Raw genomic sequence first — 26884 nt, 5'->3', positions numbered from 1 at the left:
ATTTTGAGGCGGCTTGGGGGTTTGTCGTCAAACGGCGTCGTAGATGATCTCGAGTGATTTCTTCTCGAGGCGAGCCGCGCCCATCATGTCGGTCGAGCTCGCCGACTGGAGCACGACGCCCCTGCCGACGGCGTCGCCGGAGAACAATCCGAGCAGCCCGTCCTGCGTCAGCGGCGAGGGCCTCATGGGGGGAGCCTCGGCGATATTGCGGGCGAGCTCCTCGAACACGGACGCCCATTGTCCGCCCGGCCGGCCGATGATCTCGTAGCTGGCGCTCTTGCGCCGGATGTCGTCGTCGGCCGGGATCGACGCCAGGACCGGAATGCCGGCGGCTTTCGCGAAGGCCTGCGCTTCGCCGGTGTGATCGTCCTTGTTGACGACAAGGCCGGCGACGCCGACATTGCCGCCGAGCCGGCGGAAGTAATCGACGGCCGAGCAGACATTATTGGCGACATATAACGACTGCAGATCGTTCGATCCGACGACGATCACTTTCTGGCACATGTCGCGCGCAATCGGCAGGCCGAAGCCGCCGCAGACCACGTCGCCGAGGAAATCGAGCAGCACATAGTCGAAATCCCATTCATGGAAGCCGAGCTTTTCGAGCAGCTCGAAGCCGTGAATGATGCCGCGGCCGCCGCAGCCGCGTCCGACTTCCGGGCCGCCGAGCTCCATCGCGAACACGCCGTCGCGCTTGAAGCAGACGTCGCCGATCTCGACCTGCGCGCCCGCAAGTTTCTTGCGGCTCGAGGTTTCAAGGATTGTCGGGCAGGCCTTGCCGCCGAACAGGAGAGAGGTGGTGTCGCTTTTGGGGTCGCAGCCGATGAGCAGCACTTTCTTGCCCTGCTGCGCCATCATGTAGGAGAGATTGGCGAGGGTGAAGCTCTTGCCGATGCCGCCCTTGCCGTAGATGGCGATGATCTGTGTTTTCTTCGTCGGTTCGGACGCCGGCGCCGGCTCGGCTTCGATAGCCGCCTCAGCGCGAAGCTTAAGCGCCATATCCTCGATGGGACGCGCCTCGACGCGCCCTGCGGGAGAAGCCTCGGCCGGGTGAGCGTTCATGAATGTTGTCTCCAATCCAGGACCATCTTGAGGCAGGAGGGATCGCCGAAAGCCGTCCGGTAGGCTTCGCCCGCATTGTCGGGCGCGCGGCGATGGGTGATGAGGCCGCCAAGATCGAGCGCGCCGGATTCAGCCAGAGAGCGGACCGCGCAAAGATCGGCCGGCAGCCATTGCGCGGCGACCCGGATGCGCGCCTCGCGCATGAAGGCGGGCGGAAAGGCGAAGGAAAGAGGAGCCTCATAGAAGCCGGCGAGAATGATCTCGCCGCCGGGGGCGAGCCTCGCGATCAGGCTGTCGAGAATAGCGGGATCTCCGCTGACGTCGCAGATGCATTGATAGTCACGACGATCGTCATCGGCTGGATCGAGCACGCTGTAGCCGCTCGCTCCGTCGCGCCGGGCAGGGTTGGTTTCGTACACGATCGGCGGCGGCATGGCGCCCGCGGCGAGCGCAAGACGAGCCATGATACGTCCCAGCGCGCCATGTCCAATGATGAGGTCCGGCTGTTCGGCGCCGTCGCCGGACGCCGTGGCGTGATAGGCGGTCGCCGCCAGAGCGAGCAGCACGCCGCGCTCGCCGAGCGCCTCTCCAATCGGCGTCGCGCGCTTGCCCGGGAGAACCACCCGCGCGGCCGCGCCGCCGAACAGGCCGCGCACGGACCCAAAGCAGCGCGCCCCCGGCACGAAGACGCGGGCTCCGGCCGTGGCGCCCGAGCGAGGGCCCGCCGCGACGACGCGCCCGACGGATTCATATCCGGGCACGAGAGGGTAGCCCATGCCGGGAAACTCAGGCATGCGGCCGGTGTAGAGCAGCCGTTCTGTGCCGGTGCTGATCCCGCTCCATTCAATGTCGACGACGACATCCTCCTCGCCGGGCTCGACGATATCGAGCCGCCCGAGAACGAGATGTTCCGGCTCTTCGAGAATAACCGCGAGCGTATCCATGCGGAGCCCCACTTGCGCCGGGCTCTGGCCCGGAACAAATGTAAGTTTAAAATGACAAACGAGATTGTCAACCTTTCTTTACACATTCCTCTAATGCGAGGCGGCTATCAGACTCGTCATCAAAGGCCGGCGCGTCGCGATCCTGCGGATGCGACGAAATCCCGCCGAGCGCAGAAGCCGTTCGATCTCCGCCGGCGTGCGCGGCCGTCCGCGGCCCATCGCGAGGAAAAAGAAACTGAAGTAGGCGTCGGCTGCGCGCGCGGCGCCGGCGGTTCCCGACATCGGCTCGGCAATCAGCAGCGTGCCGTCCGGCGGCAACACCGCGGCGATGTTGCGGAGCAGTTTGAGCGCGGCTTCATCCTCATGATCGTGAATGATTCGGACCAGCGTCACCAGGTCGGCGCCCTGCGGCAGTGGGCCTTCCAGAAAATCGCCGCCGACGGTGTCGACGCGGGGTCCGAGGCCGGCCGCCTCCAAACGGTCTTTCGCGCGCGCCGCGACGGCCGGCAGATCGAACAGGGTAAAGCGCAGATCGGTTTTTACGCGCGCGGCGATCGCGCAGATAAAGGCGCCCTCGCCGCCGCCGATATCGAGCAGACGCCGATGCCGCTCGAACGGCCACGCCGCAGCGATGTCCGGCGCGATGAAGGATTGCGAGGCCGACATCAGCGCGCTATAGGCGCCAACCTCTTCGGCCGGCAGATCGCCCGGCCGCGCCGCCCGCGCATAGGGCCAGAAACGCGCGATCTCGCCGGCCGGACGCTGGTTCCGCAGCAAGGCGACCGGGTCGGCAAGATCGGCATACAGCATGGCGTTGTGTTCGATCATCTCGGGGACGCCGGGATTTCCACGCAGCGCTGCGCCGGTGACGCCGAGACCATATCGGCCGCCGCTGCGTTTTGACGCGAGCCCCAATGCGACGGCCGCATTCAGCAGGCGCAGGGTTGCGTCGGGCGACATAGAAAGCTGCGCCGCAAGGACGCTTGCGGTCTGCGGACCGGCGGCGAGGCGTTCGAGGAGGCCGACGCGCACCGACGCCAGCAGGATCTGGGTGTAGACAAACCCCGAGCACAGATCGAACAGGGCGCCGGCGCGATTGCGCACGATCGGACGAGTCAGTGGAAAAGCGCTCATCCAGTCATGGAAGCGGGGATTGCCGAGCAGGCGATCGCGCAGAGCAAAGATGCGGTCAAAAAAACTGCACGCTTGCTCATCAGCGCTCACGCTCCGGTGCGCATATGGCGGAGTCTCAATCCGCGTACCGAGTTTTGGCGCATGCAACTTCATGTGAGCCCCGCATAGCGCGCGGCGCGGCCTCAGGCGGCGCGCCGCAGCAGCTCTTCCGGCAGCACGCGCAGGGTCTCGATCAACACTTGCGCCTTGAGCCAGTCGGCGCCTGGGCAGGCCGGGATGGAATCGACCGCCTCGCGCGTCAATCGTTTCAACAGCGCCACCGCGCCGTCGATGCCGAGCTCCAGAGCCGCGCTCGGCCGCCCGAGCGCGGCGTCGCGCCCGACGGGCTTGCCGATCGCCTCCGGCGAGGAGGCCACATCGCGGATGTCGTCGGCGATCTGATACGCCTCGCCCAATCCCTCGCCGAGCATGCGCCAAGGCGCGCCATCGGCGCCCGCGGCGAGAGCTCCGGCGACGGTGGCTGCGACAAAGAGGGAGCCGGTTTTCGCGCGCTGATACTGGCTGCGGGCGAGCTGCGGCTCGCTTTCATAGCCTTGACCGGCGGCGATCCCGTTTGGCATTCCGGCGGCCCGCGCGATGGTCTGCACGAGGGGCGGCAGCAGATGCGGCCGGTCCATGAAGGCGCGGGCGATGCTCTCGAACGCCATGACGATCATCGCGTCGCCGGCGAGGACGGCCAGCGCTTCGCCGAAGGCGGCGTGAACGGACGGCTTGCCGCGCCGCGTCGGCGCATCGTCGAAACAGGGCAGATCGTCATGCGCCAGCGAGGCGCAATGCAACAGCTCGATCGCGCCCGCAGCGGCGGCGCTGGCGCCAAGATTTTGCGCGCCGCAGGCGGCGGAAACAGCAAGGCACAGGCGCGGACGGATACGGGCGCCGCCGGGGAAAATGGCGTAGTGGATCGCGGCGGCGAGGCGAGGCGGCGCGTCGTCGGAAGCGGCGAGAGCGGCCGCTGTCTCCAGCGCCGATTCGATGTGCATGATGGCGTCCATTTTGGAGCTCCTGCGGCGTTTCCCGATTGTAAGTTTATATTGTCATTTTTGTGTGTCAATTTATATTGACACCAGAACGGGCCCCGGCAACGCAATCGCCGCTAGGGATCGACGCCATGGGCGAAAAAATCATCGTGATCGGAGCCGGGATCGGCGGCCTTTCCGCCGCCGCCAATCTCGCGGCGCGCGGTTGCGAGGTCATCGTCCTCGAAAAGGCCGACGCGCCGGGCGGAAAAATCCGCACTGTAGAGGTCGATGGCGCACACATCGACGCCGGCCCGACGCTGTTCACGATGCGCTGGGTGTTCGACGAACTGTTCACCAGCGCCGGCGATTGCTTCGCCGATCATGTGACGCTGAAAAAGAGCCAGATCATCGCCCGGCACGCCTGGAGCGCGGACGAGCGGCTCGACCTGTTCGCCGACATGACCCGCTCGGTCGAAGCGATCGGCGCCTTCGCCGGCGCGGCGGAAGCGCGCCGCTACGCCGCCTTTTGCGCCGAGTCGCAGCACATCTATGCGACGCTGGAAAAAGACTTCATCCGGGCGCAGCGGCCAAGCCCGGCGGGGCTTGTCGGACGCGCCGGACTTTCCGGCCTTGCTGATCTCGCCGGCATCCATCCCTTTGCGACGATGTGGAGCCGGCTCGGCGCCTATTTCCACGATCCTCGCCTCAGGCAATTGTTCGGGCGCTACGCAACCTATTGCGGATCGTCCCCTTTCCTTGCGCCCGCGACCCTGATGCTGATCGCTCATGTTGAGCGCGACGGCATTTTTCTGGTCGAGGGCGGCATGCATGCGCTGGCCCGCGCCCTGAGCGGGCTTGCCGTTCGGCGCGGCGCGGAATTCCGATACGGCGCCGAGGCGCGTCGCATTCTGATCCGGAACGGCTGCGCCGCCGGCGTCGTTCTTTCAACGGGCGAGACAATCGAGGCGAGCGCGGTGATCGTCAACGCCGACGTTGCGGCGCTGGCCTCCGGTCTTTTCGGCGCGGAGGCCGCCGTCGCGGCAAGTCCGGCGCCGCGCGCGCAGCGCTCCCTGTCCGCTGTCACATGGATGTTGAACGCGCCGGCCAGCGGATTTCCTCTGGTCAGGCACAATGTGTTTTTCTCGAACGATTACGCCGCCGAGTTCGACGCCCTGTTCCGGCGCGGGCGCACGCCGTTCCAGCCGACGGTCTATATCTGCGCGCAGGACCGCGACGATTGCGGCGCGGCGCCTGGAGGCGAGGGGAGTCTTCCCGAGCGGCTGCTCATTCTCATCAATGCGCCGGCGACCGGCGATTCCGATCCATTCGACGCAGCGGAGATTGACCAATGCAGACGCCGCGTTTTTGCGCTCCTCAACCAGTGCGGCCTCGAGATCGGGCATTCCGCGAACTCGACGGCGACAGCGACGCCGCGGGACTTCGAAACGCTCTTTCCGGCGACGGGGGGCGCCCTCTACGGGCGCGCGAGCCATGGGTGGATGGCCTCGTTCCAGCGGCCGGGATCGCGCTCGAAAATTCCCGGCCTCTATCTGGCGGGCGGCAGCGCGCATCCGGGGCCGGGTGTGCCGATGGCGGCGCTGTCGGGGAGACTGGCCGCGCAAAGCCTGATCGCGGACCGCCTTTCGACGCGCCGGTTCCGCCGGGCGGCTACGCCTGGCGCTACCTTGACGCGATAAGCGACGACGGCCGCTTCGGCCTCGCGATCATCGCCATGATCGGCAGTGTTTTCTCGCCCTATTACGCCTGGTCCGGCCGCAAGGATCCGCTGAATCATTGCGCCTTCAACGTCGCGCTCTATGGCGAGCGCGCCCGCCACTGGGCGATGACCGAGCGCGGCCGGGAAGATGTCCGCTGTGAGGCCTCGCATCTTTCCATCGGTCCGAGCTCGATGAGTTGGAACGGCGACGCCTTGACCATCGTCATCGATGAAATCGCCGCGCCCTTTCCCAAACGGCTGCGCGGCGTCGTCCGGGTCACGCCGCGCATGTTCGGCGCCCTGTCCTTCATGCTCGACGCCGGCGGGCGTCATCTCTGGCGCCCGATCGCCCCGGCCGCGCGGGTCGAGGTCGAGATGGAGCATCCGCCGCTGCGCTGGATCGGCGAGGGCTATTTCGACGCCAATTGGGGCGACGCGCCGCTGGAGGACGATTTCACGCATTGGGACTGGTCGCGCGCGAAGACGGCCGACGGCGCGGTCGTGTTCTATGATGTGCTGCACCGGGACGGCGGGCGGCTCGACCTCGCGCTCGCCATCGACTCCAGCGGGCGGATTCATCCGATTGGCGCGCCGCCGCGCGTAAAACTTAAGCAAACGCTCTGGCGCATGACGCGCTGGGTACGGAGCGAGGCGCAGGCGAGGCTTTTGCGCACTCTTGAAGACGCTCCGTTTTATGCAAGGTCGCTCGTGTCCGTGCGGCTGTCGGGCGAACCGATGCTCATGGTCCACGAAAGCCTGTCGCTCGATCGCTTCGCCACGAATTGGGTCAAGGCGCTGCTGCCGTTCAAGATGCCACGCGCGCCATGGGACGTGGGCCCCGGGGCCGATCAGGCGGGGGGATCGTGATCGGATGCAGTCGTTTTCGTTGGCCGCTCCGACCGCACGTCGCGCCCGCCCCGGCGCAGGCAAGCCAGTTGCCAGAGCCCGAAAGCAAAGACGCCGCCAAAGCTCAGGGCCATATCGAGAATGCCGAATATTTTCGGGCTCATCGGGGGCCTCGCGCGGAGCCAGGGCGTAAGAGGCCGCAGCGTCAATATTCGGGATCGAGATCGCCGAGGCTGTGGCGCCGCAGCTTCACATAAAGGCTCTGCCGGCTCATGCCGAGCATGTCGGCGGCCGAGGCGCGGTTGTCGCCGGTCAGCTGCAACGCCGCTTTAATCGCGAGTTGTTCGATGATGTCGGTCGATTCGCGCACGATGTCCTTCAGAGACACGCGGCCGACCAGTTCGGTCAATTGCTCGACCGAGCGCGGACCGCTGCCGCCCGCCTGCGGCGGCTGGACGAGGCGGCCGCGCACAGGCCGGAAGGTAAAGCCGTAGCAGGCCTGATCCTCGTCGGGAGCCGACACGGCGGTGATCTCGATTTCTTCCGAGGTTCCTGAATCGCCGTTGAGCGTCGTTGCAAAATTACGAACGAGCCCGTGCTCGCGCAGATGCGAGGTCAGCACGTTGAAGGCGACGCCGTCGCGTCCTACGAAACGCTCAAGAGATTCAGCGCGCGCCTGGTCCTCGCTCGCCAGATTTGCCATGTCGAGGAAGGCTGGATTGGCGCTCATGATGCGCCAGTCGGAGCCGGTGACGACAAAGCCGTCCGGCAGTTTTTCGACCATCCGGAGCAGCGTCGATTTTGTTTTCGGCAAGGCCTCGGCCGCGTTGTCTCGGCGGGTTGGCGTCAGCCGGACGAGGATATGCGAAAGCGCTTCCTGCCGGAACAGCGTCGCGGAGATCGCGGCTTCACCGGCGCGGTCGGCAAGCAGCGCGATCGCCTCGTCGGCGCGGCCCGCGACCCGGACCGCGGCGATCAGCCCGTTGACGACCGGCGCTGAGCCGGCGTCGAAAAGATCGAGAAAGGATCGGCCGATGGTGCGCCGCGTCGTCCTGTTGATAAGCCGCAGCGCCGCCGGATTGGCCTCGACGATCTTCAGCGTTCCAGCGTCGACGATCAGGACGGCGTCGGAAATGACTTCGAACATCAGCCTGTAGCGCGTGTCCGAAAGACGAAGCCGCGAATATTCGCGCTCAAGGGAGAGCTGCGCGTCGTAAAGGCGCTGCTGCAATTTGGCTATCGCGCGCAGATCGCGGCCAAGCGCAACGATGCGGCCTTTCTGGCCAACCTGAAGGGCGCAATAGCGGATCGGCAGATCCGCGGCGGCTCCGGCGGCGACATGATTGACGTGTCGCCACCGCAGGTCTGTCTTCGCGGCGGCGTCGCGCAGAAGCTCTTCGACCTTTGTCTTGCTGTCGCTCGAAACAATATCCGGCCAGCGGCGGCCGATCCAATCATGGGTCTGAGGCTCCCCGACGAGGTCGGCGGCGAACGCGGCGTCGCGAATAAGGCCGTCGTTGTCCAGGATGAGCGTGACGTCCGATGCGGCGGTGATCAATTTCGCCGTGTCGAACGCGTTCAATGCTCCGAGAGAGGATTTTGGATCCTTCAACTGACGATGTTGCGTGCGCGCGGCGGCCATGTCCATGTCAGCTATAAGAGCCCCATTTCTGAGGGCCTAAAAGATCCCGGTGCGGCCGGCGCCCGGGACGGACCCGACCAGCTTGTTTGCGATCTGCACAGCCTGCAGCCCATCCGATGAAGCCGCGTCAGCGCCGAGTTCGGCGGCGGTTTCTGGATGATCGCAGAACGGAAGGCCGCCCACCATGATCTTTACGGCCCTGTTGCGGGAGGCTTTTCTGGCCATGCTGATAGCCCGCCGCACACGATCCAGATGATCGGTGCAACTTACCGAAATCCCGACAAGATGGAAAGACTCATTGCAGACGATGGCGGCGAGCTCCTGCGGCGCCATCAAGGGCCAGCCGAAGACGTCCCAGCCGGCCCTGCGAAAAAAGTTCGCAGCCATGAAGAGCCCGAAATTGTGCTTCTCCTCGCACAAGGAAACGAGCAGCGCGCGCCGGGCGCCGGCGAGCGGAAAGCTCCGCGAACGCATGAACTCGGCGAGGTTCATCATGATCTGGTGGAGCCGGGCGAGGCCGATAGAGACGTCCGTGAAATAGCAGATGTCTTCGTCAAAAAGATCCCCGAGCCGCCGCGCCGCCGGAGCCAGCAGATCCATATAAATCGTCTCCACGGAAACGCCCTGGTCCAGCACGGCCGCGACACAGGAATAGCCGACAGCGGCGTCCTGCGTCACGACCAGCTCGGCGAAGCGTTCGACGTCAGGCATTTTGATTTGCGAGGGGGGCGCAATCGGCGACGTGCGCGGCGTCTCCTCGCTGTGGGCGATCATCAGACGGGGGATGATTTCCGACTCGATGGTGCGCGCGAGCCGCGTTGTCCGCGATCTCTGTCCCGATGACTTCGCCGACGAAAACTGGCCCCCGTCCGGCGAGACGCTCATACGCGCGGAACTATGCGCCCTGCTTTCGAATAGATCGCCCCAGGAGAACAAACCGCGGGGATCGGCGCACTCCCCGGGCGCTGAACAGTCGTCGTGAAGTCTCCGATTGACAGTCGGCATTGCCCCGCTCCCTGACCGATGGCCGGGTTTGAGCCCGACCCGGTTTCCCCCCGGACGGCGGACGCTTATGCGCCCTTATGATCGTGCAATGAGAGAGGGCCGATCGCGGCCTTGTCGTGGCTTTTGATCTCGCATTGCGGGTCTTCGAATGCGTCCAATCCTAAAAAAAGCATGTTTCGAATGGCTAGGCAATCCCGTGTTCTCGCCATCCAACTCCTGAGCCGGGTTGTTGTCAATAAATAATGACGTAATCTTTTGTTGACACTTTTTGAGGGGGCGCATAGCCTGTTGAAGTCCAGAATCCGAAGAGGATCTCCCTTGCAAGCGCCCAGCGAACGGTCCCGCAACACGGCGTTGATCTACACGGAGCAAGAGCGCGCGCGGCGCGACACGACCCCCTGGACCCTTGTGCAGGGCGTACTCGCGCCCATCCAGTTCTTCGTATTTCTCGTCAGCGTCGTTCTTGTGCTGCGCTTCATCGCGACGGGGCAGGGCTTTGAGGCCGCCGCCGCCTCGGTCGTGGTCAAGACCCTCGCGCTTTACGCCATCATGATCACCGGCTCGATCTGGGAGAAGGTCGTGTTCGGCCGCTACCTCTTCGCGCCGAGCTTCTTCTGGGAGGACGCGTTCAGCATGATCGTCCTCGCGCTCCACACCGCCTATCTCGCGGCGCTCCTTTTCGGTCTGCTGTCCGATCGCGGAAAAATGTTCCTCGCGCTCGCCGCCTATGCCTCCTATTTCATTAACGCCGGGCAATTCATCCTCAAGCTGCGCGCCGCCCGCAAGGAGCTTGAGCGCGCCGGCTGTCAGTCGGGCGCCGGCGCCTGCGTCGCCATGGACAGCGCGCGATGAACGCCCTGGCGCAGCCCTTTCCGGCCGGCTGCGGGACGGCCCCCGTGCTGCGCGAGCGCGGCCAGCGCGAAGTGTTTTGCGGCCTCACCGGCATTGTCTGGCTGCACCGCAAGATCAGCGACGCCTTTTTCCTGGTAGTCGGCTCGCGCACATGCGCCCATCTCATTCAGTCTGCCGCCGGCGTGATGATTTTCGCCGAGCCGCGTTTTGCGACCGCGATCATCGACGAGCGCGATCTCGCCGGCCTCGCCGACATGCATGAGGAGCTCGACCGCGTCGTCGCCGAGCTGATGCGGCGCCGTCCGGACATCAAGCTGCTGTTCCTCGTCGGCTCATGCCCGTCGGAAGTGATCAAGCTCGACCTTGCCCGCGCGGCGCAGACGCTCAGCCGGAAATTCGCCCCAGGGCTCAGGGTGCTCAACTATTCCGGCAGCGGCATTGAGACGACGTTTACGCAAGGAGAGGACGCCTGCCTTGCGGCGCTGGTCCCGGAGCTGCCGCAGGCCAACGCCGATGCGCCGCCATCTCTTCTCATCGCCGGGGCCCTCGCCGATATTGTCGAAGACCAGCTGCGCCGCATTTTTGACGAGCTTGGCATTGGCGCGGTTTCCTTCCTGCCGCCGCGCGGCAGCGGCAACCTCCCGCCGGTCGGCCCGAATACGAGGCTGTTGCTGGCGCAGCCCTTCCTGGCCGAGACGGCGCGGGCGCTTGAAGCGCTTGGCGCGCGGCGCTTGCCGGCGCCGTTCCCGCTCGGCGCGGAGGGGACAGCGGGCTGGATCGCGGCGGCGGCGCAGGCCTTCGGCGTCGATCCCGCGCGCCTCGAAGCCGTGACGGCGCCCCGCCGCAAGCGCGCGCAAGAGGCGATGGAGCCATCTCGCCGCGCTCTTGCCGGCAAGAGCGTCTTTTTCTTCCCGGATTCGCAGCTCGAGCCGCCGCTGGCGCGCTTCCTCTCGCGTGAATGCGGCATGCGGCTTGTCGAGGTCGGGACGCCCTTCCTGCATCGCCAGCACCTGCAGCCGGAACTGGATCTGCTGCCGGAGGGAACGCTGATCAGCGAAGGGCAGGACGTCGACCTTCAGCTTGACCGGTGCCGGGCGGAAAATCCCGATCTCATTGTCTGCGGCCTCGGCCTCGCCAATCCGCTCGAAGCCATGGGGCTCACAACCAAATGGTCGATCGAACTTCTGTTCTCGCCGATCCAGGGTTTTGAGCAGGCAGGCGATCTCGCCGCGCTGTTCGCCCGGCCGATCGAGCGCAGACTGCGGTTGAGGATTTAGGCCATGCAGCTGACGCTCTGGACCTATGAGGGCCCTCCCCATGTCGGCGCCATGCGCATCGCGGCTGCGATGAAAGATGTGCATTATGTGTTGCACGCGCCGCAGGGCGACACCTATGCCGATCTGCTGTTCACCATGATCGAGCGGCGCGACACGCGCCCGCCGGTGACCTACACCACTTTCGAGGCGCGCGACCTTGGGGGCGATACCGCCGCGCTGTTCCAGAGAACGGCGCAAGAGGCCTATGAGCGTTTCAAGCCAAAGGCGCTGCTTGTCGGATCCTCATGCACCGCCGAGCTGATCCAGGATGATCCGGGCGGCCTCGCCCTTGGGCTCGGCCTGCCGGTTCCCGTCATTCCGCTCGAATTTTCCGCCTATCAGCGCAAGGAAAACTTCGGCGCCTCGCTGACCTTCTACAATCTCGTGCGCGCCTTCGCGAAGGCGCCAGCTGCGCCGCGCGAAAAGCGCGCCGGCGTAAGGCCCTGCTGCAATCTGCTCGGCGCGACGGCGCTTGGATTCAGGCATCGCGACGATATCCGTGAAGTGACCTTGCTGCTCGACCGGCTCGGCGTCGGGGTCAATGTCTGCGCGCCGCTCGGCGCCTCTCCGGACGATCTCGCGCGCCTGCCGGAGGCCGATTTCAACATCGTGCTTTATCCCGAGGTCGCGCTTGAGGCAGCCGAATGGCTAAAGCGCACACACCGCCAGGCGCTGGTCAAGACTCAGCCGATCGGAGTTGGAGCGACGCGCGCCTTTATCGAGGAGGTGGCGAGCCTTGCCGGTCTCGACCCGCGCCCGCTTCTGGGTTCGGCCGAATCTCGGCTGGAATGGTATTCGCGCTCTGTTGATTCGACCTATTTGACCGGCAAGCGCGTGTTCATTTTCGGCGATGCCACGCATGCCATTGCGGCGGCGCGCGTCGCCTCGCAGGAGCTTGGATTTACAGTCGCAGGGCTCGGTTCCTACAGCCGCGAATTTGCCCGCGAGATGCGCGCGGCGGCGGCGCTCTATTCGCTCAACGCGCTGATCACCGACGACTATCTCGAAGTCGAGGCTGAGATCGAAAGGCTGCAGCCGGAGCTGGTGCTCGGCACGCAGATGGAGCGCCATATCGCCAAGCGTCTTGGCATCCCCTGCGCGGTGATCTCCGCGCCGGTGCATGTGCAGGATTTTCCCGCGCGTCATTCGCCGCAGATGGGCTTCGAGGGCGCCAATGTGATCTTCGACAGCTGGGTGCATCCGCTGATGATGGGCCTTGAGGAACATCTGTTGACGATGTTTCGCGGCGATGACGAATTCAACGACGAGGCTCTGCCATCCCATCTCGGCGTTGCGGTCGCGATGCCCCAGGCGTCCCAGGCGATCGACATGCCCGACACGCCCGCCATCCTGGCCTGGGACGCGGGCGCCGAGCGCGAGCTGAAATCCATTCCCTTTTTTGTGCGCGGCAAGGCCCGGCGCAACACCGAGCGCTACGCGCAGGAGCGCGGACTTCCGCTCATCACCATCGAGACGCTTTATGACGCAAAAGCGCACTACAGCCGCTGAGATGGTCCCGATCAGGGTCGTCATCATCACGATGGACGCGCATATCGCGAGCGCGATCGATCGCGCGCGCCAAAGCCTGAAGCGCGATCTTCCGGGCCTGTCCCTCGATGTTCACGCCGCCTGCGAATGGTCCGCCAACGAAAACGCGCTGGAGCGCGCCCGCGCCGCGATCGCCACGGGCGACGTGATCATCGCCACCATGCTGTTCATGGAGGAGCATTTCAAACCGATCCTGCCAGCGCTTCAGGCGCGGCGCGCGGAATGCGACGCCATGGTCTGCGCCATGTCGGCTGGCGAAGTCACGCGGCTGACGCGCATGGGCGGCTTCAGCATGGATGGCTCGCGCAAAGGGCCGCTCGCCATGCTGAAACGGCTGCGCGGCAAGAGCGAGGGAGCGACGGCCGGCGCAAGGCAGATGCGGATGCTCCGCCGTCTCCCAAAAATCCTGCGCTTCATACCAGGCGCGGCGCAGGATGTGCGCGCCTATTTCCTGACCCTGCAATATTGGCTCGCGGGGTCGGAAGACAACATGGCCAATATGGTTCGCTTTCTGGTCTCCCGCTACGCGGACGGGGCGCGCAGGTCTTTGCGCGGCGCGCGGCAGATCGAGAATCCGAAAGATTATCCGGAAGTCGGCGTCTACCACCCGCGCATGAAAAACCGCGTCAGCGAAAAATTCGAAGATCTGCCGCGCGGCTGTGACGCGCAGCCGACCATCGGTCTGTTGGTGATGCGCTCCTATGTGCTGGCCGGCAATACCGGCCATTACGATGGTGTGATCGCGGCCTTCGAGGCGAGGGGACTTCGCGTCATCCCGGCCTTTGCAACGGGCCTCGACGCGCGGCCGGCGATCGAGCGTTATTTTCTTGGACCTGGCGCTCCACGCATCGACGTGCTGGTGTCGCTGATGGGCTTTTCGCTGGTCGGCGGCCCCGCCTATAATGACTCCCGCGCCGCCGAAGAAATTCTCGCGCGGCTAGATGTTCCCTATATCGCCGCGCATCCGCTCGAATTCCAGACAATCGAGCAATGGCGGGCGTCCGATCGCGGCCTGTCGCCGGTCGAAGCCACTATCATGGTTGCGATCCCGGAGCTCGACGGCGCCATATGTCCGACGGTCTTCGGCGGCCGTTCCGAGGGGGCCGGCCACGCCTGCGAGGGCTGCGCTCGCCGCTGCGTCTTTCCGCAATCGGAGGGCGCCCGCGACATGCATGTCTGCGTGGAGCGGGCCGAGATTCTCGCCGCCCGCGCCCTTCGGCTGGCGCAGTTGCGGCGGACCACGCGGGCGCAGCGCAGGGTTGCCGTCGTCCTGTTCAATTTTCCGCCCAACGCCGGCAACATCGGGACGGCGGCCTTTCTCGCCGTCTTCGAATCGCTGCACAACACGCTTCTCGCCATGCAGCGCGCCGGCTACAGCGTCGAGCCGCCGCCAACCGTCGACGCCCTGCGCGAGGCGATCGTCCATGGCAATGCGTCGCGCTTCGGCGCCGTCGCCAATGTGCACCGGCTGATCTCTGTCGATGATCATATCGACAATGAGCCCTGGCTCGCCGAGATCGAAGCGCAATGGGGCAGGGCTCCCGGACGCCAGCAGAGCGATGGATGCTCCATTTTCGTGCTCGGCGCGCAATTCGGCAATGTCTTCGTCGGCATCCAGCCGGCCTTCGGCTATGAGGGCGATCCAATGCGCCTTCTGTTCGAGAAGGGCTTTGCGCCGACGCACGCCTTCAGCGCCTTCTACCGCTGGGTGCGGCAGGATTTCGGCGCCAACGCCATCGTGCATTTCGGCACCCATGGCGCGCTCGAATTCATGCCCGGCAAACAGACCGGACTGACCGACGCCTGCTGGCCGGAGCGCCTGCTCGGCGACGCGCCCAATCTTTATGTCTATGCCGCCAACAACCCGTCCGAAGGAACGCTGGCGCGGCGCCGTTCCGGCGCGACGCTGCTCAGCTATCTGACGCCGGCCATCGCCTATGCTGGCCTCTACCGCAACCTCATCGATCTCAAGGCGTCGATCGAGCGCTGGCGGCAAACGCCGGCGGGCGCAGCTGACGAGCGGGCGGAGCTTGCAAAACTGATCGAGCTTCAGGCCGCTGAGGTCGATCTGGCGCCGTCCGCCGGAGGGCCTGAACAGCGGATCATGAAGCTCGCGGAGGCGGTGCTCGAAATTGAATATGCGCTGATCCCGCATGGGCTGCATGTGATCGGCAAGGCGCCCTCGCGCGAGGAGCGCGCCGGGACGCTGGCGGCGATGGCAGAGGCCGCGCTTGGCGTCCGCCTTGTGCCCGCGGTGATCGAAGCGCTGATCGACGGCGCATCCGCGCACGAGGCATCAGCCGCAGCAGCGCTTGCGCCGGATGAAGCGACGCTCGCCATGCTCGCTGAGCTTGCGAAAGCCGACTCGCTGATGACCGAAGACCATGAGACCGCAGCGATCCTCGCAGCGCTCGACGGAAAATTCATACGGCCCGCGCCAGGCGGCGATCTGTTGCGCACGCCGGCCATTCTGCCGACCGGGCGCAATCTGCACGGCTTTGATCCGTTCCGCATCCCAAGCCGCTTTGCCATGCAGGACGGCGCCCGTCAGGCCGCCCGCCTGCTGGAGCGCCATGCGGCGGAAGGCAAGTCCGCGCCGGAACTCGTCGCCCTGGTGCTCTGGGGGGCCGACAATTTGAAGACCGAGGGCAGCCCGATCGGCCAGGCGCTGTGGCTGATGGGCGCGGCGCCTCGTTTTGACAGCTACGGCCGCCTCGTCGGCGCGAGCCTCACGCCGCTCGCAGAACTCGATCACCCGCGCATCGATGTGATGATTTCCATGTCGGGCATTTTCCGCGATCTGATGCCGCTGCAGATCAAGCTCCTCGCCGAGGCGGCCTACCTTGCGGCTTCCGCCGACGAACCGCTTGAGCGCAATTTCGTGCGCAAACATGCGGTCGCCTATCAACAGGCGAGCGGCGTCGATCTTGAAACCGCCGCGCTGCGCGTGTTTGGAAATGCGGACGGCGCCTATGGCTCGAATGTCAATCTGCTCGTCGACAGCGGGCGCTGGAGCGACGAAGATGAAATCGCTGAAACCTACACCAGGCGGAAGGGCTTCGCCTATGGCCGCAGCGGGGCGCCACGGCAACAGCTGGATCTCTTGACAAATGTTCTGGCGGGCGTCGATCTCGCCTACCAGAACCTCGAATCGGTCGAGCTTGGCGTCACCACGGTCGACACCTATTTCGACACGCTGGGCGGCGTCAGCCGCGCGATCAAGCGCGCCAAGGGGGCGGACGCCGAGACGGCACCTGTCTATATCGGCGACGCCACAAGGGGCGAGGCCGTGGTGCGCACGCTTGAAGAGCAGGTGGCGCTCGAAACACGCACGCGCATCCTCAATCCGAAATGGCGCGAGGGAATGCTGCAGCATGGCTTCGAGGGCGTGCGCAACATCGAGGCGCATGTCGCCAATACCATGGGCTGGTCGGCTACGACAGGTCAGGTCGCGCCCTGGGTATATCACCGCATGACCGAGACCTATCTGCTTGATCCCGAAATGCGCGAGCGGATGGCAAAGCTCAATCCGGCGGCCTCGCTGAAAATTGCCCACCGCCTCATCGAGGCGCAGGAACGCAACTACTGGTCGCCTGACGAGGAGACGCTCGCAGCGCTTCGCCGCTCCGGCGAGGAGCTTGAGGACAGGCTCGAAGGCATTGGATTGGACAAGGTCGCATGAATATTCCCTTGAGAATTGGCGGATGCGGCTCGGGTCCGGGTTGCGGCGATGGCGAAGGCAGCGTGCAGGTCGCAACCGATCCGCATCTCGACATCGAAACGGCCAAGGTCTTCGCTGTCTATGGCAAGGGCGGCATCGGCAAGAGCACGACCTCTTCCAACCTCTCGGCTGCCTTTTCAAAGCTGGGCAAGCGCGTGCTGCAGATCGGCTGCGATCCCAAGCATGATTCGACTTTCACGCTAACGAAGCGCTTCGTGCCGACCGTCATCGATGTTCTAGAATCGGTCAATTTCCACGCCGAGGAGCTGCGCGCCGAAGACTTCATCTTTGAAGGCTATAATGGCGTCATGTGCGTCGAAGCGGGAGGCCCGCCGGCGGGGGCCGGATGCGGCGGCTATGTCGTCGGCCAGACGGTCAAGCTGCTCAAGGCGCATCACCTTCTCGAAGATACCGATGTGGTGATTTTTGATGTGCTCGGCGATGTCGTCTGCGGCGGTTTCGCCGCGCCGTTACAATTTGCCGATCGCACGCTGATTGTCTGCGCCAATGATTTCGATTCGATCTTCGCAATGAATCGCATTGTCGCCGCGATCGCGTCAAAGGCAAAAAACTACAAGGTTCGGCTTGGCGGCGTCATCGCCAACCGCAGCGCTGAGCTTGACCAGATCGAGAAATACAACAATCGCGTCGGCCTGAAAACCATGGCGCATTTTCGTGATCTCGACGCGATCCGCCGCAGCCGGCTGAAAAAATCGGTAATCTTTGAAATGGATCCGGGTCCTGAGATTCTCGCCGTGCAGGCCGAATACATGCATCTGGCCGAAGCGCTTTGGGCCGGAACCGAGCCGCTCGACGCGAATCCTTTGAAGGATCGCGAGATCTTCGACCTGTTGGGATATGACTGATGGCTGGCCTCTCCTATCTCGAGCGCCGCTCGGCGATTGAAGCCTATTTCGACCGCACCGCCGTCGAGGCCTGGTCAAGGCTGACCTCGGATGCTCCTCTCGGGCGCATCCGGGCGAGCGTCCGGGCCGGGCGCGAGACGATGCGCCAGACGCTGCTCTCGTGGCTACCGGACGACATGTCGGGCTTGCGCCTGCTCGACGCCGGCTGCGGCTCCGGCGCGCTTGCCGTCGAGGCGGCGCGGCGTGGCGCGGCGGTCGTCGCGGTGGATCTTTCGCCGACGCTGATCGCGCTCGCACGGCAGCGGGCGCCGCGCTGCCCAGGCGGAGGCTCAATCGAATTTCTCGCCGGCGACATGCTCGACGCCGGGCTCGGCGATTTCGATCACATCGTCGGCATGGACTGCCTCATCCATTATCCGCAGGCCGATATGGTGGAGGCTTTAAACAAAATCGGCGCCCGGACCCGCGCGTCAATGCTGTTCACCTTTGCCCCGAGAACTCCGGCGCTTGCGATCATGCACGCGGCCGGGCGGCTGTTCCCGCGCAAAGATCGCGCGCCCGCCATTTCGCCTGTCGCGGAAGCCGCCTTGCGGCGCGCACTTGTCGACGAGCCGGGCCTTTCGAATTGGCGTTTCGCCCGAACGCAAAGGATCAAGAACGGATTCTATGTTTCGCAAGCGCAGGAGCTTCGCCGGGCATGACGAAGCTCAACGAAAAACTTGCGCGCAATTGGATGCGACTCAGTCCGAGCCTGCTGCCGTTCGCCGACGCCGCCACCGTCGAGCTACCCCTTGGCAAATTGTTGCGCCTCTCGCTGTTTCAGGTCAGCGTCGGCGTTTCCATCGTGCTGCTGGTCGGCACGCTGAACCGCGTCATGATCGTCGAGCTTGGCGTTCCAGCCTGGCTCGTCGCGCTGATGGTTTCGCTGCCTCTGGTTTTCGCTCCCTTTCGCGCCGTCGTCGGCTTCCGCTCCGACGCCCATCGTTCCGCTCTCGGATGGCGCAGGGTGCCCTATCTGTGGCTTGGATCGCTCGTCCAGTTCGGGGGCCTCGCTATCATGCCCTTCGCCCTGATTATTTTGTCAGGCGATTCCAATGGACCGATCTGGGCCGGCCATGTCGCCGCTGCTCTCGCCTTTCTTCTGGTTGGCGCGGGTCTGCATACGACGCAGACGGTGGGGCTGGCGCTTGCTACAGATCTGGCTCCGGCCCATGCGCGTCCGCGCGTCGTCGCCCTGCTTTGCATGATGCTTCTCGTTGGGATGCTTGCGAGCGCCCTCGCGTTCGGAGCGCTTCTCGCCAACTTCAGCGAACTTCGCCTGATCCAGGTGATTCAGGGCGCCGCCGTCTTGACCATGGGGCTGAACATGATCGCCTTGTGGAAACAGGAGCCGCGCCGGGCGCTTCAGCCGCTCATCGCGCCGCGCCCGTCCTTCGCCGCCTCTTGGAGCGCCTATCTGCGCCAGAGCGAGCGGGCGAGGCGCCGGCTTCTGGTGATCGCGCTCGGCACGGCGGCGTTCAGCATGGAAGACATTCTTCTCGAGCCCTATGGCGGTCAGGTGCTGCGACTGCCCGTCGGCGCGACCACCGCGCTGACGGCGATGCTGGCGATCGGCAGCATTTGCGGCCTGTGGCTCGCCGCGCGGCTTCTCGGCCGGGCCGCCGATCCGTATCGCGTTTCCGCCTATGGCTTGCTCGCGGGGCTTGCCGCCTTCAGCGCTGTGATCTTCGCCGCGCCGCTCGACTCGGCGCAGTTGTTCGGCGTCGGAACGGTGCTGATCGGGTTCGGCGCCGGACTGTTCGCACATGGCACGCTGACCGCGACGATGAACCAGGCCAGGCGCGACGCCGCCGGCATGGCGCTCGGCGCCTGGGGGGCGGCGCAGGCGAGCGCCGCCGGGCTCGCGATTGCGCTCGGAGGCGCCATCGCCGACGGGGTGTCGACCCTCGCCGCGCAAGGCGCGTTCGGGCCCGCCGTCGCCGCTCCGGCCACAGGTTACATAGCGGTTTATATGATCGAGCTCATGCTGATGTTCGTGACCCTTGTCGCGATCGGCCCTCTCGTGCGCCACGACGCACGAGAGGGCGGTGCGGCAGGCGCATTCGAGCTCGGCAAGAGCGCCGGTTGACCTCACAGATTTGGAGGATCGTCCATGAACGCCGGATCCATCACAAGCAACATCGATGTCGCCCAGGTCGTGCTTTACACGTTCTGGATCTTTTTCGCGCTTCTGATCCTGTATTTGCGGGGCGAAGACAAGCGCGAGGGCTATCCGCTCGTCGAGGGGGCCCGTAACGCCACGAGCGACGGCGTCACTCCCCTGCCGCGGCCGAAAATCTTCCGCCTTGCGGACGGCAACAGCATGTCGGCGCCGAGCGGCGCGGCGAACCAGCCCGCGTTCTCCGCGCGGCCGGCGGCGGTCTGGCCGGGAGCGCCTTTGCTGCCAAGCGGAGATCCGATGGGCGGCGGCGTCGGGCCGGGATCCTACGCGCTAAGGCGCGACATTCCCGATGTGACCATCAATGGCGAGCCCCGGATCGTTCCGCTCCGCGTGGATCCGTCCTTCGGACTTGACAGCCGCGATCCTGATCCTCGCGGCATGAGCGTGGTCGGCGCCGACCGCGCCGTTGCTGGAACCGTGGGCGACATATGGGTCGATCGCTCCGAGGTGGTCATTCGCTACCTTGAAGTTGATGTCGGCGCCGGGAGCGTCCTGCTGCCGATGGGCCTCGCGCGCATCGACCGCCGGGCGCGAAAAGTCCGGGTCGACGCCATCCTGGCGTCCCAGTTCGCCAATGTTCCGGGTCATCGCAACCCGGATCAGGTGACCTTGCTCGAAGAAGACAAGATCTATGGCTATTACGGCGGCGGCAAGCTCTACGCCACGCCCCAGCGCGCGGAGCCGATCGCATGATCCAGGATGATTTCGAGTTCGAACCCATCCGCGGCCTGCCGCAGCCCCTGCCGGACGGAGAGAAACTGCTCTGGCAGGGCGCCCCCGATTGGGGACGATTGACGCGCAGCGTCTTCCATGTGCGCGCTGTCGCTGTTTATTTCGCGATTCTTCTGGCGTGGGGCGTCGGCTCCGCGGCGGCGGACGGCCTTGGGCTGCGGGGCGCCGCGCAATCCTTCCTTTGGCTCGTCCCACTCGCGATGTTGTCCTGCGGGATGCTGACGCTGATCGCCTGGCTTACGGCGAAAACAACGGTCTATTCCATCACCAGCAAACGGATCGTCATGCGCATCGGCGTCGCCCTGCCGATCACCATCAACTTCCCCTTCACAATCGTCGAATCCGCCGCACTCAAGGCGGATGCGGAGGGTTTTGGCGACATTGCGCTGGCCCTGTCCGGCACGGACAAATTCGCCTATCTCATTCTTTGGCCGCATGCGCGGCCGTGGCGCTGGGCGAAGCCCGAGCCGATGCTGCGCGCCGTGCCGCAGGCCGCCCGCGTTTCCGCCATTCTCGCCGGAGCGCTCACCAGCTTCTCCTCAGCGACCAAGCGTTCGGCGCCCGGCCTCAAGGTCTATGAGGGCTCGCGTCCCAACAGGGACGCCCGCGGCTGCGCCGATCAGGACAGCGCGGCGATGCAGGAAAAAGCGTCATGAACCAGTTTGTCGGCTATCGCCCGTTTCCCCGTCTGCCGCTTTTTGCAGCCGGTGGGCTGGTCGTTTTCGCGCTTCTGCTGGTCTCGATCGGCCGGCTGACAGGCGCTGGCGTCTATCGCGCGCCGGCGCCCGCTGCAAGCATTTCGCGCGATTTGCGTTTCGAAGATCGCGCCGACGGATCGGTCGCCGTGTTCGACGCCAGCAACAACACGGAGGTTACCGTGCTCTCGGCAGGCGCCAACGGCTTCATCCGGGGGGTGCTTCGCTCCTTCGCGAGAGAGCGCCGCGCCGACGATGCGGCGATCACCACGGCGACCGCCGGGCCGCCCTTCCGCCTGCAACTTGGCGAGGATAGCGCGCTGTCTATCGAGGATCGCGCGACGGGACGCGTGGTCGAACTCAACGCATTCGGCGAGACCAATTCGGGAGCTTTCGCGAAGCTTCTGACGGAGAAAGGAAGCGCGCCATGAACGCGGATTGGCTGCTTGGCCGCAGGCGCTTTGAAGCTCCCTGCGCCATCGAAATAGAGCATAGTTTCGACAGTCTGCACGCCCATGTAACGCTCGATAGCGACGCGATCATCGGCCCCGGCGCCGAGGTCATCGTGCATGGCGAGGCGATAGAGGCGCCGTTCGGCTCGCGTCTCGTCCTGCGTCGGCGCGCGACAATCGTTCAGCCCGGCTGGTTCGACAGGATCGCGACGCGCATCAAGTCGCAATTCGAGCTCACCGAACTCTTCGACGTCAGCTTTTCCTCATGGAGGGCGCTATGACCGCAGACCGCAAGAGCGCGCCGAACGAAACGACCGCCATGGCGACGGCCGACACCGTCCTCAGCCCACGATTCTACACAACCGACTTCGCCGAAATCGATCGCATCGACGTCAGCCCGGTGCGCCCCGAATGGGACGCCCTGATTGACGAAATGGCGCGCGATCCCAACCAGGGCCATTTCGTCCGCACCGACGAATTCGATACCGATCTGTCGCATCTGCCCGAAGCGCTGCGCAAGGAATTCATCGACTTTCTAGTGAGTTCGGTGACGGCGGAATTTTCCGGCTGCGTGCTCTACGCTGAATTGCGCAAGCGCGCGAGCAATCCCGACATCCGCGCGCTGTTCGGATATATGAGCCGGGATGAGGCGCGCCACGCCGGCTTTATCAACGCCACTTTGAAGGACCTCAACATCGGGGTCGATCTCGGCTTTCTGACGAAAGCCAAGAAATACACCTTCTTCAAGCCCAAGTTCATCTTCTACGCGACTTATCTTTCGGAGAAGATCGGCTACGCGCGCTATATCACCATCTTCCGGCAGCTGGAGCGCTATCCCGAGCGGCGCATTCATCCGATTTTCAAATGGTTCGATAAATGGTGCAATGACGAATTCCGGCACGGCGAGGCTTTCGCGCTGCTGATGCGCGCGAATCCGAAGCTGCTGAGCGGCGTCAACGTCTACTGGGTGAAATTCTTCCTGATCGCCGTCTTCGCGACAATGTATGTGCGCGACCATGCAAGGCCGGAATTTCACAAGGCTCTCGGGCTCACGCCGGACGAGTATGATTTTGCCGTCTTCAGGATCACGTCCGAAATTTCCCGCCAGACCTTTCCGCTCACGCTCGATCTCGACAATCCCGCCTTCCACGCCGGGCTGGATCGCCTGCGGCGCATCGGCGAGGCGATGACGCGCGCCGAGAAGCGCGGCGGCGTTTCCGGCCGGCTGCAGAAGTTCGCCCTCACCGCCGCCGCCGGCCTTGCCTTCGTCCGGCTCTATCTCGTGCCGGCGCGGCGCAACGACATGCCGGCGGACATCCGCCTGTCCCCCGTGTGGTAGCCGGAGCGGCGCAATGAGCGATTACGGCCTGCCCATTCTGTATTGCCTGTTCGTCTGGTGGTTCAGCACGGGCCTTGTGATCTATGTCAACGGCCTGCCGTCGCACACGTTTCGCTGGAGCCTGCTGGCTACAACGGCGCTCATGGGTGCGTCCTTCTATGGATTGTCGAAAAGCAGCGCTGACACGACAATTGGCGGCGCCTATCTCGCCTTCACATGCGCTCTTATAGTATGGGCGTGGCACGAGATGAGCTTTCTCATGGGAGTTGTGACCGGCCCTCGCCGTACGGCATGCCCGGAGGGCGCCGCCGGATTTCAGCGTTTTCGCTTCTCGCTCGAGGCGGTGCTCTATCACGAGCTGGCGATCCTCGTCACCGCGATGCTTGTGCTCGCTGCGACGGACGGCGGTCCCAATCAGGTCGGGGCCGCGACCTTCATCATTCTCTGGGTCATGCGGCTCAGCGCCAAGCTCAACATATTTTTCGGCGTTCTCAATTTGACGGAAAACTTTCTGCCGGCCCCGATTCAATATCTAAAAACTTACTTTAAGAAAAAGCCGATGAACCTGCTTTTTCCGGTTTCGGTGACGGCCTCGACGGTGGCCGCCGTTCTGCTTGCGCAGCATGCCATCGCGCCGGACGCCGCCGATTTCCAGCGGGCGGGCTACGCTTTTCTCGCCAGCTTGATGACGCTCGCTATCGTCGAGCATTGGCTTCTGGTTTTGCCGCTTCCCGCCGAAAGGCTGTGGAGCTGGAGCCTGCGGGCAAAGCGCTCCCGTGAAAAGGCCGCACAGGTTACGACTCCAGACATAGGGTTGCAGGCCCTGCTTGTGAGGCAGGATCTGACGTCCCTTGCAATCCGTCAGGGTGAAGTGCGCGCGCGCTTGCCTTCCTGCAATTAGATGAGCTTCCAAGGGTGGCGACAATGAACTACGAACAAGGCTTCCAGGTCCAGATCGACGCCCTGCACGCGGAGGGGCGATACCGCGTCTTCGCCGACATCATCCGCCAGCGCGGAGCCTTCCCCAAAGCAGAGCATTTACGGGGCGGCGCGCATCGCAGCGTGACGGTCTGGTGTTCCAATGATTACCTCGGCATGGGGCAGCATCCCGTCGTGCTCGCGGCGATGCATGAGGCCCTCGATACGGCCGGCGCGGGATCGGGCGGAACGCGAAATATTTCTGGCACCACCCATTATCACGTCGAGCTCGAGGCGGAGCTGGCTGACCTGCACGGCAAGGAATCCGCCTTGTTGTTTACCTCCGCCTATGTCGCCAATGACGCCGCCATCGCGACGCTGGTCAAATTGCTCCCGGGCTGCGTGATTTTTTCCGACGAGAAAAATCACGCCTCGCTGATTGCGGGGATTCGTCACGGCGGCGGCCAGAAGGAAATCTGGCGCCACAACAACATCAAGGATCTTGAAGCCAAACTCAGCAAATATCCAAGGCATGCGCCGAAATTGATTGTCTTTGAAAGCGTCTATTCGATGGACGGCCATATCGCGCCGATCGCGGAGGTCTGCGCGCTGGCGAAGAAATATCACGCGCTGACCTACCTCGACGAGGTTCATGGCGTCGGCCTCTATGGCGCGCGTGGCGGCGGCGTCGCCGAGCGCGACGGCGCGATGGATCATGTCGACATCATAAATGGCACGCTCGCCAAGGGGTTCGGCGTCATGGGCGGCTACATCGCGGGCAGCCGCGCCTGTTGCGACGCCATTCGCTCCTATGCGGCGGGGTTCATCTTCACGACCTCGCTCGCACCCGTCGTCGCCGCCGGCGCGCTGGCCAGCATCCGCTACCTGAAAGCCAGCAGCGCCGAGCGCGTGCTTCACCAGCAGCGCGCGATCACATTGAAGCAGCGCCTCACCGACGCCGGCTTGCCGGTGATGAGAAGCCAAAGCCACATCGTGCCGGTGATCGTCGGCGATCCGGTGCATTGCAAGGCGATCACCGATCTGCTGCTCGATGATTATGAGATCTACGTGCAGCCGATCAACTATCCGACCGTCGCGCGCGGCTCCGAGCGCATCAGGCTGACGCCCTCGCCGGTTCATACCGATGCGCAGATGGATTATCTCGTCGATACGCTGTCGGGGCTTTGGGCGCGCTGTCCGATGTCGCAGGCGATGGCGATCGCCGCGCAATAGGTCGCCGCAAAGTGCCTATCGCACGAACGCGTTCGCCGGCGGCACAAGACGGTCGAGCACTTTCGCCGAACAGAGCACGCCAGGAATTCCGGCGCCTGGATGCGTTCCCGCTCCGGCAAGATAAAGATTTGCGACCCCTTCGGCTCGATTGTGAAAGCGAAACCAGGCGGACTGCGAAAACAGCGGCGCGATCGAAAAGCCGGCCCCGGCGAAGCTCAGATAGCGCGAGGCGAAGTCCTCCGGCGTCATGAAGAAATCAGCTGTCATGACCTCCGCGAGGCCGGGCAGCATCGTCGCGTCGAGCGCCTTGACGATGCGCGCCTGAAGCTTCGGCGCCTCGACGGCCCAATCGATCTCGCCCAAAAGATTAGGCACAGGACAGAGCACGTAAAAGCTGTCGCAGCCGGGCGGCGCAAAGCTCGGATCCGTCGCCGTCGGCCGATGCACATAGAGCGAGAAATCGTCGGGCAGAATGCGGCGTCGAAAAATGTCGGCAAGCAGCTCCTTGTAGCGCGCTCCGAGCCAGATCGTATGATGCGCCACATCTTTATATTGGCGCCGCGTCCCGAAATAGAGAACGAACAGGCCCATCGACAGCTTCGAATGCGTCTTCAGGCGGATCGAAAGCGGCTGCTCGGATGCGTCGATCATTTCCCGATAGAGATGCATCGGATCGGCGTTCGAGACGACGATGTCGGAGGCGATGATTTCGCCGCTCGAAAGCCTCACGCCGCGCGCCGCGCCGCCTTCGATCAGAATGCGGTCGACGGTGGAGTTGAGGCGAATGTCGACGCCCTGGTCCGCCATGAGTTTCGCCAGCGCCGCGATGATCGCGCCTGTTCCGCCTTTCGCGAAGAGCACGCCCCATTGGCGTTCGAGATAATGGATCAGGCTGTAGATGCTTGTGGTCTCGAACGGGTCGCCGCCGAGCAGCAAGGGCTGAATGGAAAAAGCCTGCCGCAGCTTGGGGTTCGTCAGAAAATGCGAGACCATGCCCCAGACCGTCTTGTAGGCGCGAAGCCGAGCGAGAGCCGCGCCCTGCCGCATCATGGTCGGCAATTCGTGAAACGGCTGGTCGGCCAGAGCGGTGAACGCCGTGTCGAACATCCGCCGGGAATGCTCGAGCAAATTCATATAGCCCGCGACATCGGCAGGCTCTATGCGCTGGATCTCGGCCAGCGTGTCTTCGACGCTGCCGCCATAATCGAAGACGTCGCCATCTGCGAATCGAAATCGGTACCAGGGCGAAAGCGGAATGAATTCGATAAAGTCCTCGCGGCGTTTGCCGAAGAGTTCGAACAATTCGTCGATCAGGAAAGGCGCCGTGATCACGGTCGGCCCCGCGTCGTGGCGGAACCCTTCGCGTTCAAAGACTTGCGCGCGGCCGCCGAGCATCGGCGCGCGATCGAACAGGGTGACGCGCCAGCCCTTGGCGCGCAGACGCAGCGCGGCGGCGATTCCGCCAAATCCTCCCCCCACGACGACGGCTGAAGGAGTGGCGTTCATGTCATCGTCTTCGCGCGCATCGACTTTTCTCGTTTTCCGCAAACATGCTAGCAAAGGAACGAAGCGCGCGCGACAAGGTTGAAGCAAAAAGAGACAGGCCGGCCAAATCCGTTTCC

Annotated in this window: 23 protein-coding genes; 16 read left to right on the top strand and 7 right to left on the bottom strand. The window is 64.4% G+C overall.

The genetic code is table 11. The annotated features are described in order from the left end of the window. Positions 1 to 27: 27 nt before the first annotated feature. The 4 genes from CR492_RS16955 to CR492_RS16940 form a co-directional block, all read right to left on the bottom strand. The gene (locus CR492_RS16955; protein ID WP_102844933.1) at positions 28 to 999 is read right to left on the bottom strand and encodes a chlorophyllide a reductase iron protein subunit X; all 972 of its coding nucleotides are present in this window, start codon (positions 997 to 999) and stop codon (positions 28 to 30) included. Between the two features lie 59 nt (positions 1000 to 1058). After that, positions 1059 to 2006: a chlorophyll synthesis pathway protein BchC gene (gene bchC, locus CR492_RS16950; RefSeq protein ID WP_102844917.1), complete on the bottom strand. Its 948-nt coding sequence runs from the start codon at positions 2004 to 2006 to the stop codon at positions 1059 to 1061. Positions 2007 to 2096: 90 nt separating this feature from the next. After that, positions 2097 to 3230: a methyltransferase gene (locus tag CR492_RS16945; RefSeq protein ID WP_102844932.1), complete on the bottom strand. Its 1134-nt coding sequence runs from the start codon at positions 3228 to 3230 to the stop codon at positions 2097 to 2099. 92 nt (positions 3231 to 3322) lie between these two features. Further along, positions 3323 to 4192 carry a polyprenyl synthetase family protein gene (locus CR492_RS16940; protein ID WP_102844916.1) on the bottom strand — a complete coding sequence of 290 codons (870 nt, stop codon included), beginning with the start codon at positions 4190 to 4192 and terminating at the stop codon, positions 3323 to 3325. A gap of 116 nt (positions 4193 to 4308) precedes the next feature. Here CR492_RS16940 and crtD point away from each other — a divergent pair, with 116 nt between their 5' ends. Beyond that, complete coding sequence (gene crtD, locus CR492_RS16935; protein WP_102844915.1) at positions 4309 to 5856, top strand: 1-hydroxycarotenoid 3,4-desaturase CrtD; 1548 nt, start codon at positions 4309 to 4311, stop codon at positions 5854 to 5856. Between the two features lie 35 nt (positions 5857 to 5891). Further along, positions 5892 to 6743 carry a carotenoid 1,2-hydratase gene (locus tag CR492_RS16930; RefSeq protein ID WP_102844914.1) on the top strand — a complete coding sequence of 284 codons (852 nt, stop codon included), beginning with the start codon at positions 5892 to 5894 and terminating at the stop codon, positions 6741 to 6743. Positions 6744 to 6927: 184 nt separating this feature from the next. Here the strand turns inward: CR492_RS16930 and ppsR are convergent, their stop codons facing one another. Continuing rightward, positions 6928 to 8304, bottom strand: coding sequence for a transcriptional regulator PpsR (gene ppsR, locus CR492_RS16920; protein ID WP_245412139.1), 1377 nt, complete (start codon positions 8302 to 8304; stop codon positions 6928 to 6930). Positions 8305 to 8400: 96 nt separating this feature from the next. Next, positions 8401 to 9249 (bottom strand): cobalamin B12-binding domain-containing protein, encoded by an 849-nt coding sequence (locus CR492_RS16915; RefSeq protein WP_180982585.1) that lies wholly within the window; start codon positions 9247 to 9249, stop codon positions 8401 to 8403. 438 nt (positions 9250 to 9687) lie between these two features. On the opposite strand from CR492_RS16915, the gene bchF reads away from it, so the two are divergent. The 14 genes from bchF to hemA are packed head-to-tail and all read left to right on the top strand — an operon-like array spanning position 9688 to position 25262. After that, positions 9688 to 10221: a 2-vinyl bacteriochlorophyllide hydratase gene (bchF, locus tag CR492_RS16910; protein WP_102844910.1), complete on the top strand. Its 534-nt coding sequence runs from the start codon at positions 9688 to 9690 to the stop codon at positions 10219 to 10221. Then, positions 10218 to 11498, top strand: a complete 1281-nt coding sequence (locus CR492_RS16905) for a ferredoxin:protochlorophyllide reductase (ATP-dependent) subunit N (protein WP_102844909.1) — start codon at positions 10218 to 10220, stop codon at positions 11496 to 11498. Before bchF ends, CR492_RS16905 begins: the two co-directional genes overlap by 4 nt. Before the next feature lie 3 nt (positions 11499 to 11501). Continuing rightward, entirely contained in the window at positions 11502 to 13046 is a 1545-nt protein-coding gene (gene bchB, locus CR492_RS16900; RefSeq protein WP_102844908.1) for a ferredoxin:protochlorophyllide reductase (ATP-dependent) subunit B, read from the top strand. Then, entirely contained in the window at positions 13018 to 16767 is a 3750-nt protein-coding gene (locus CR492_RS16895) for a magnesium chelatase subunit H (RefSeq protein WP_102844907.1), read from the top strand. The genes bchB and CR492_RS16895 overlap by 29 nt, the downstream gene beginning before the upstream one ends. Then, positions 16764 to 17672: a ferredoxin:protochlorophyllide reductase (ATP-dependent) iron-sulfur ATP-binding protein gene (gene bchL, locus CR492_RS16890; RefSeq protein WP_102844906.1), complete on the top strand. Its 909-nt coding sequence runs from the start codon at positions 16764 to 16766 to the stop codon at positions 17670 to 17672. Before CR492_RS16895 ends, bchL begins: the two co-directional genes overlap by 4 nt. After that, positions 17672 to 18373, top strand: coding sequence for a magnesium protoporphyrin IX methyltransferase (gene bchM / locus CR492_RS16885; protein ID WP_102844905.1), 702 nt, complete (start codon positions 17672 to 17674; stop codon positions 18371 to 18373). The genes bchL and bchM overlap by 1 nt, the downstream gene beginning before the upstream one ends. Then, entirely contained in the window at positions 18370 to 19800 is a 1431-nt protein-coding gene (locus CR492_RS16880) for a BCD family MFS transporter (RefSeq protein ID WP_102844904.1), read from the top strand. Before bchM ends, CR492_RS16880 begins: the two co-directional genes overlap by 4 nt. Positions 19801 to 19824: 24 nt before the next feature. Then, positions 19825 to 20586 (top strand): photosynthetic reaction center subunit H, encoded by a 762-nt coding sequence (gene puhA, locus CR492_RS16875; RefSeq protein WP_102844903.1) that lies wholly within the window; start codon positions 19825 to 19827, stop codon positions 20584 to 20586. Beyond that, complete coding sequence (gene puhB / locus CR492_RS16870) at positions 20583 to 21281, top strand: photosynthetic complex putative assembly protein PuhB (protein ID WP_102844902.1); 699 nt, start codon at positions 20583 to 20585, stop codon at positions 21279 to 21281. Before puhA ends, puhB begins: the two co-directional genes overlap by 4 nt. Continuing rightward, positions 21278 to 21751 (top strand): photosynthetic complex assembly protein PuhC, encoded by a 474-nt coding sequence (gene puhC, locus CR492_RS16865; protein WP_102844901.1) that lies wholly within the window; start codon positions 21278 to 21280, stop codon positions 21749 to 21751. Before puhB ends, puhC begins: the two co-directional genes overlap by 4 nt. Further along, complete coding sequence (locus tag CR492_RS16860) at positions 21748 to 22053, top strand: hypothetical protein (protein WP_102844900.1); 306 nt, start codon at positions 21748 to 21750, stop codon at positions 22051 to 22053. The genes puhC and CR492_RS16860 overlap by 4 nt, the downstream gene beginning before the upstream one ends. Beyond that, on the top strand, positions 22050 to 23111 hold the full coding sequence (acsF, locus tag CR492_RS16855) for a magnesium-protoporphyrin IX monomethyl ester (oxidative) cyclase (RefSeq protein WP_102844899.1): 1062 nt from the start codon (positions 22050 to 22052) through the stop codon (positions 23109 to 23111). The genes CR492_RS16860 and acsF overlap by 4 nt, the downstream gene beginning before the upstream one ends. A 13-nt stretch (positions 23112 to 23124) precedes the next feature. Next, complete coding sequence (puhE, locus tag CR492_RS16850; RefSeq protein ID WP_102844898.1) at positions 23125 to 24012, top strand: putative photosynthetic complex assembly protein PuhE; 888 nt, start codon at positions 23125 to 23127, stop codon at positions 24010 to 24012. A gap of 23 nt (positions 24013 to 24035) precedes the next feature. Next, positions 24036 to 25262 carry a 5-aminolevulinate synthase gene (hemA, locus tag CR492_RS16845; protein WP_102844897.1) on the top strand — a complete coding sequence of 409 codons (1227 nt, stop codon included), beginning with the start codon at positions 24036 to 24038 and terminating at the stop codon, positions 25260 to 25262. Positions 25263 to 25277: 15 nt separating this feature from the next. On the opposite strand, the gene crtI is transcribed toward hemA, so the two are convergent. After that, positions 25278 to 26768 (bottom strand): phytoene desaturase family protein, encoded by a 1491-nt coding sequence (gene crtI, locus CR492_RS16840; RefSeq protein ID WP_102844931.1) that lies wholly within the window; start codon positions 26766 to 26768, stop codon positions 25278 to 25280. Between the last annotated feature and the right edge of the window lie 116 nt (positions 26769 to 26884).

Origin of the sequence: Methylocella silvestris (assembly GCF_002891535.1) — a bacterium.
Classification (GTDB): domain Bacteria; phylum Pseudomonadota; class Alphaproteobacteria; order Rhizobiales; family Beijerinckiaceae; genus Methylocapsa; species Methylocapsa silvestris_A.
This window is presented reverse-complemented; position numbering and strand designations above follow the sequence as displayed.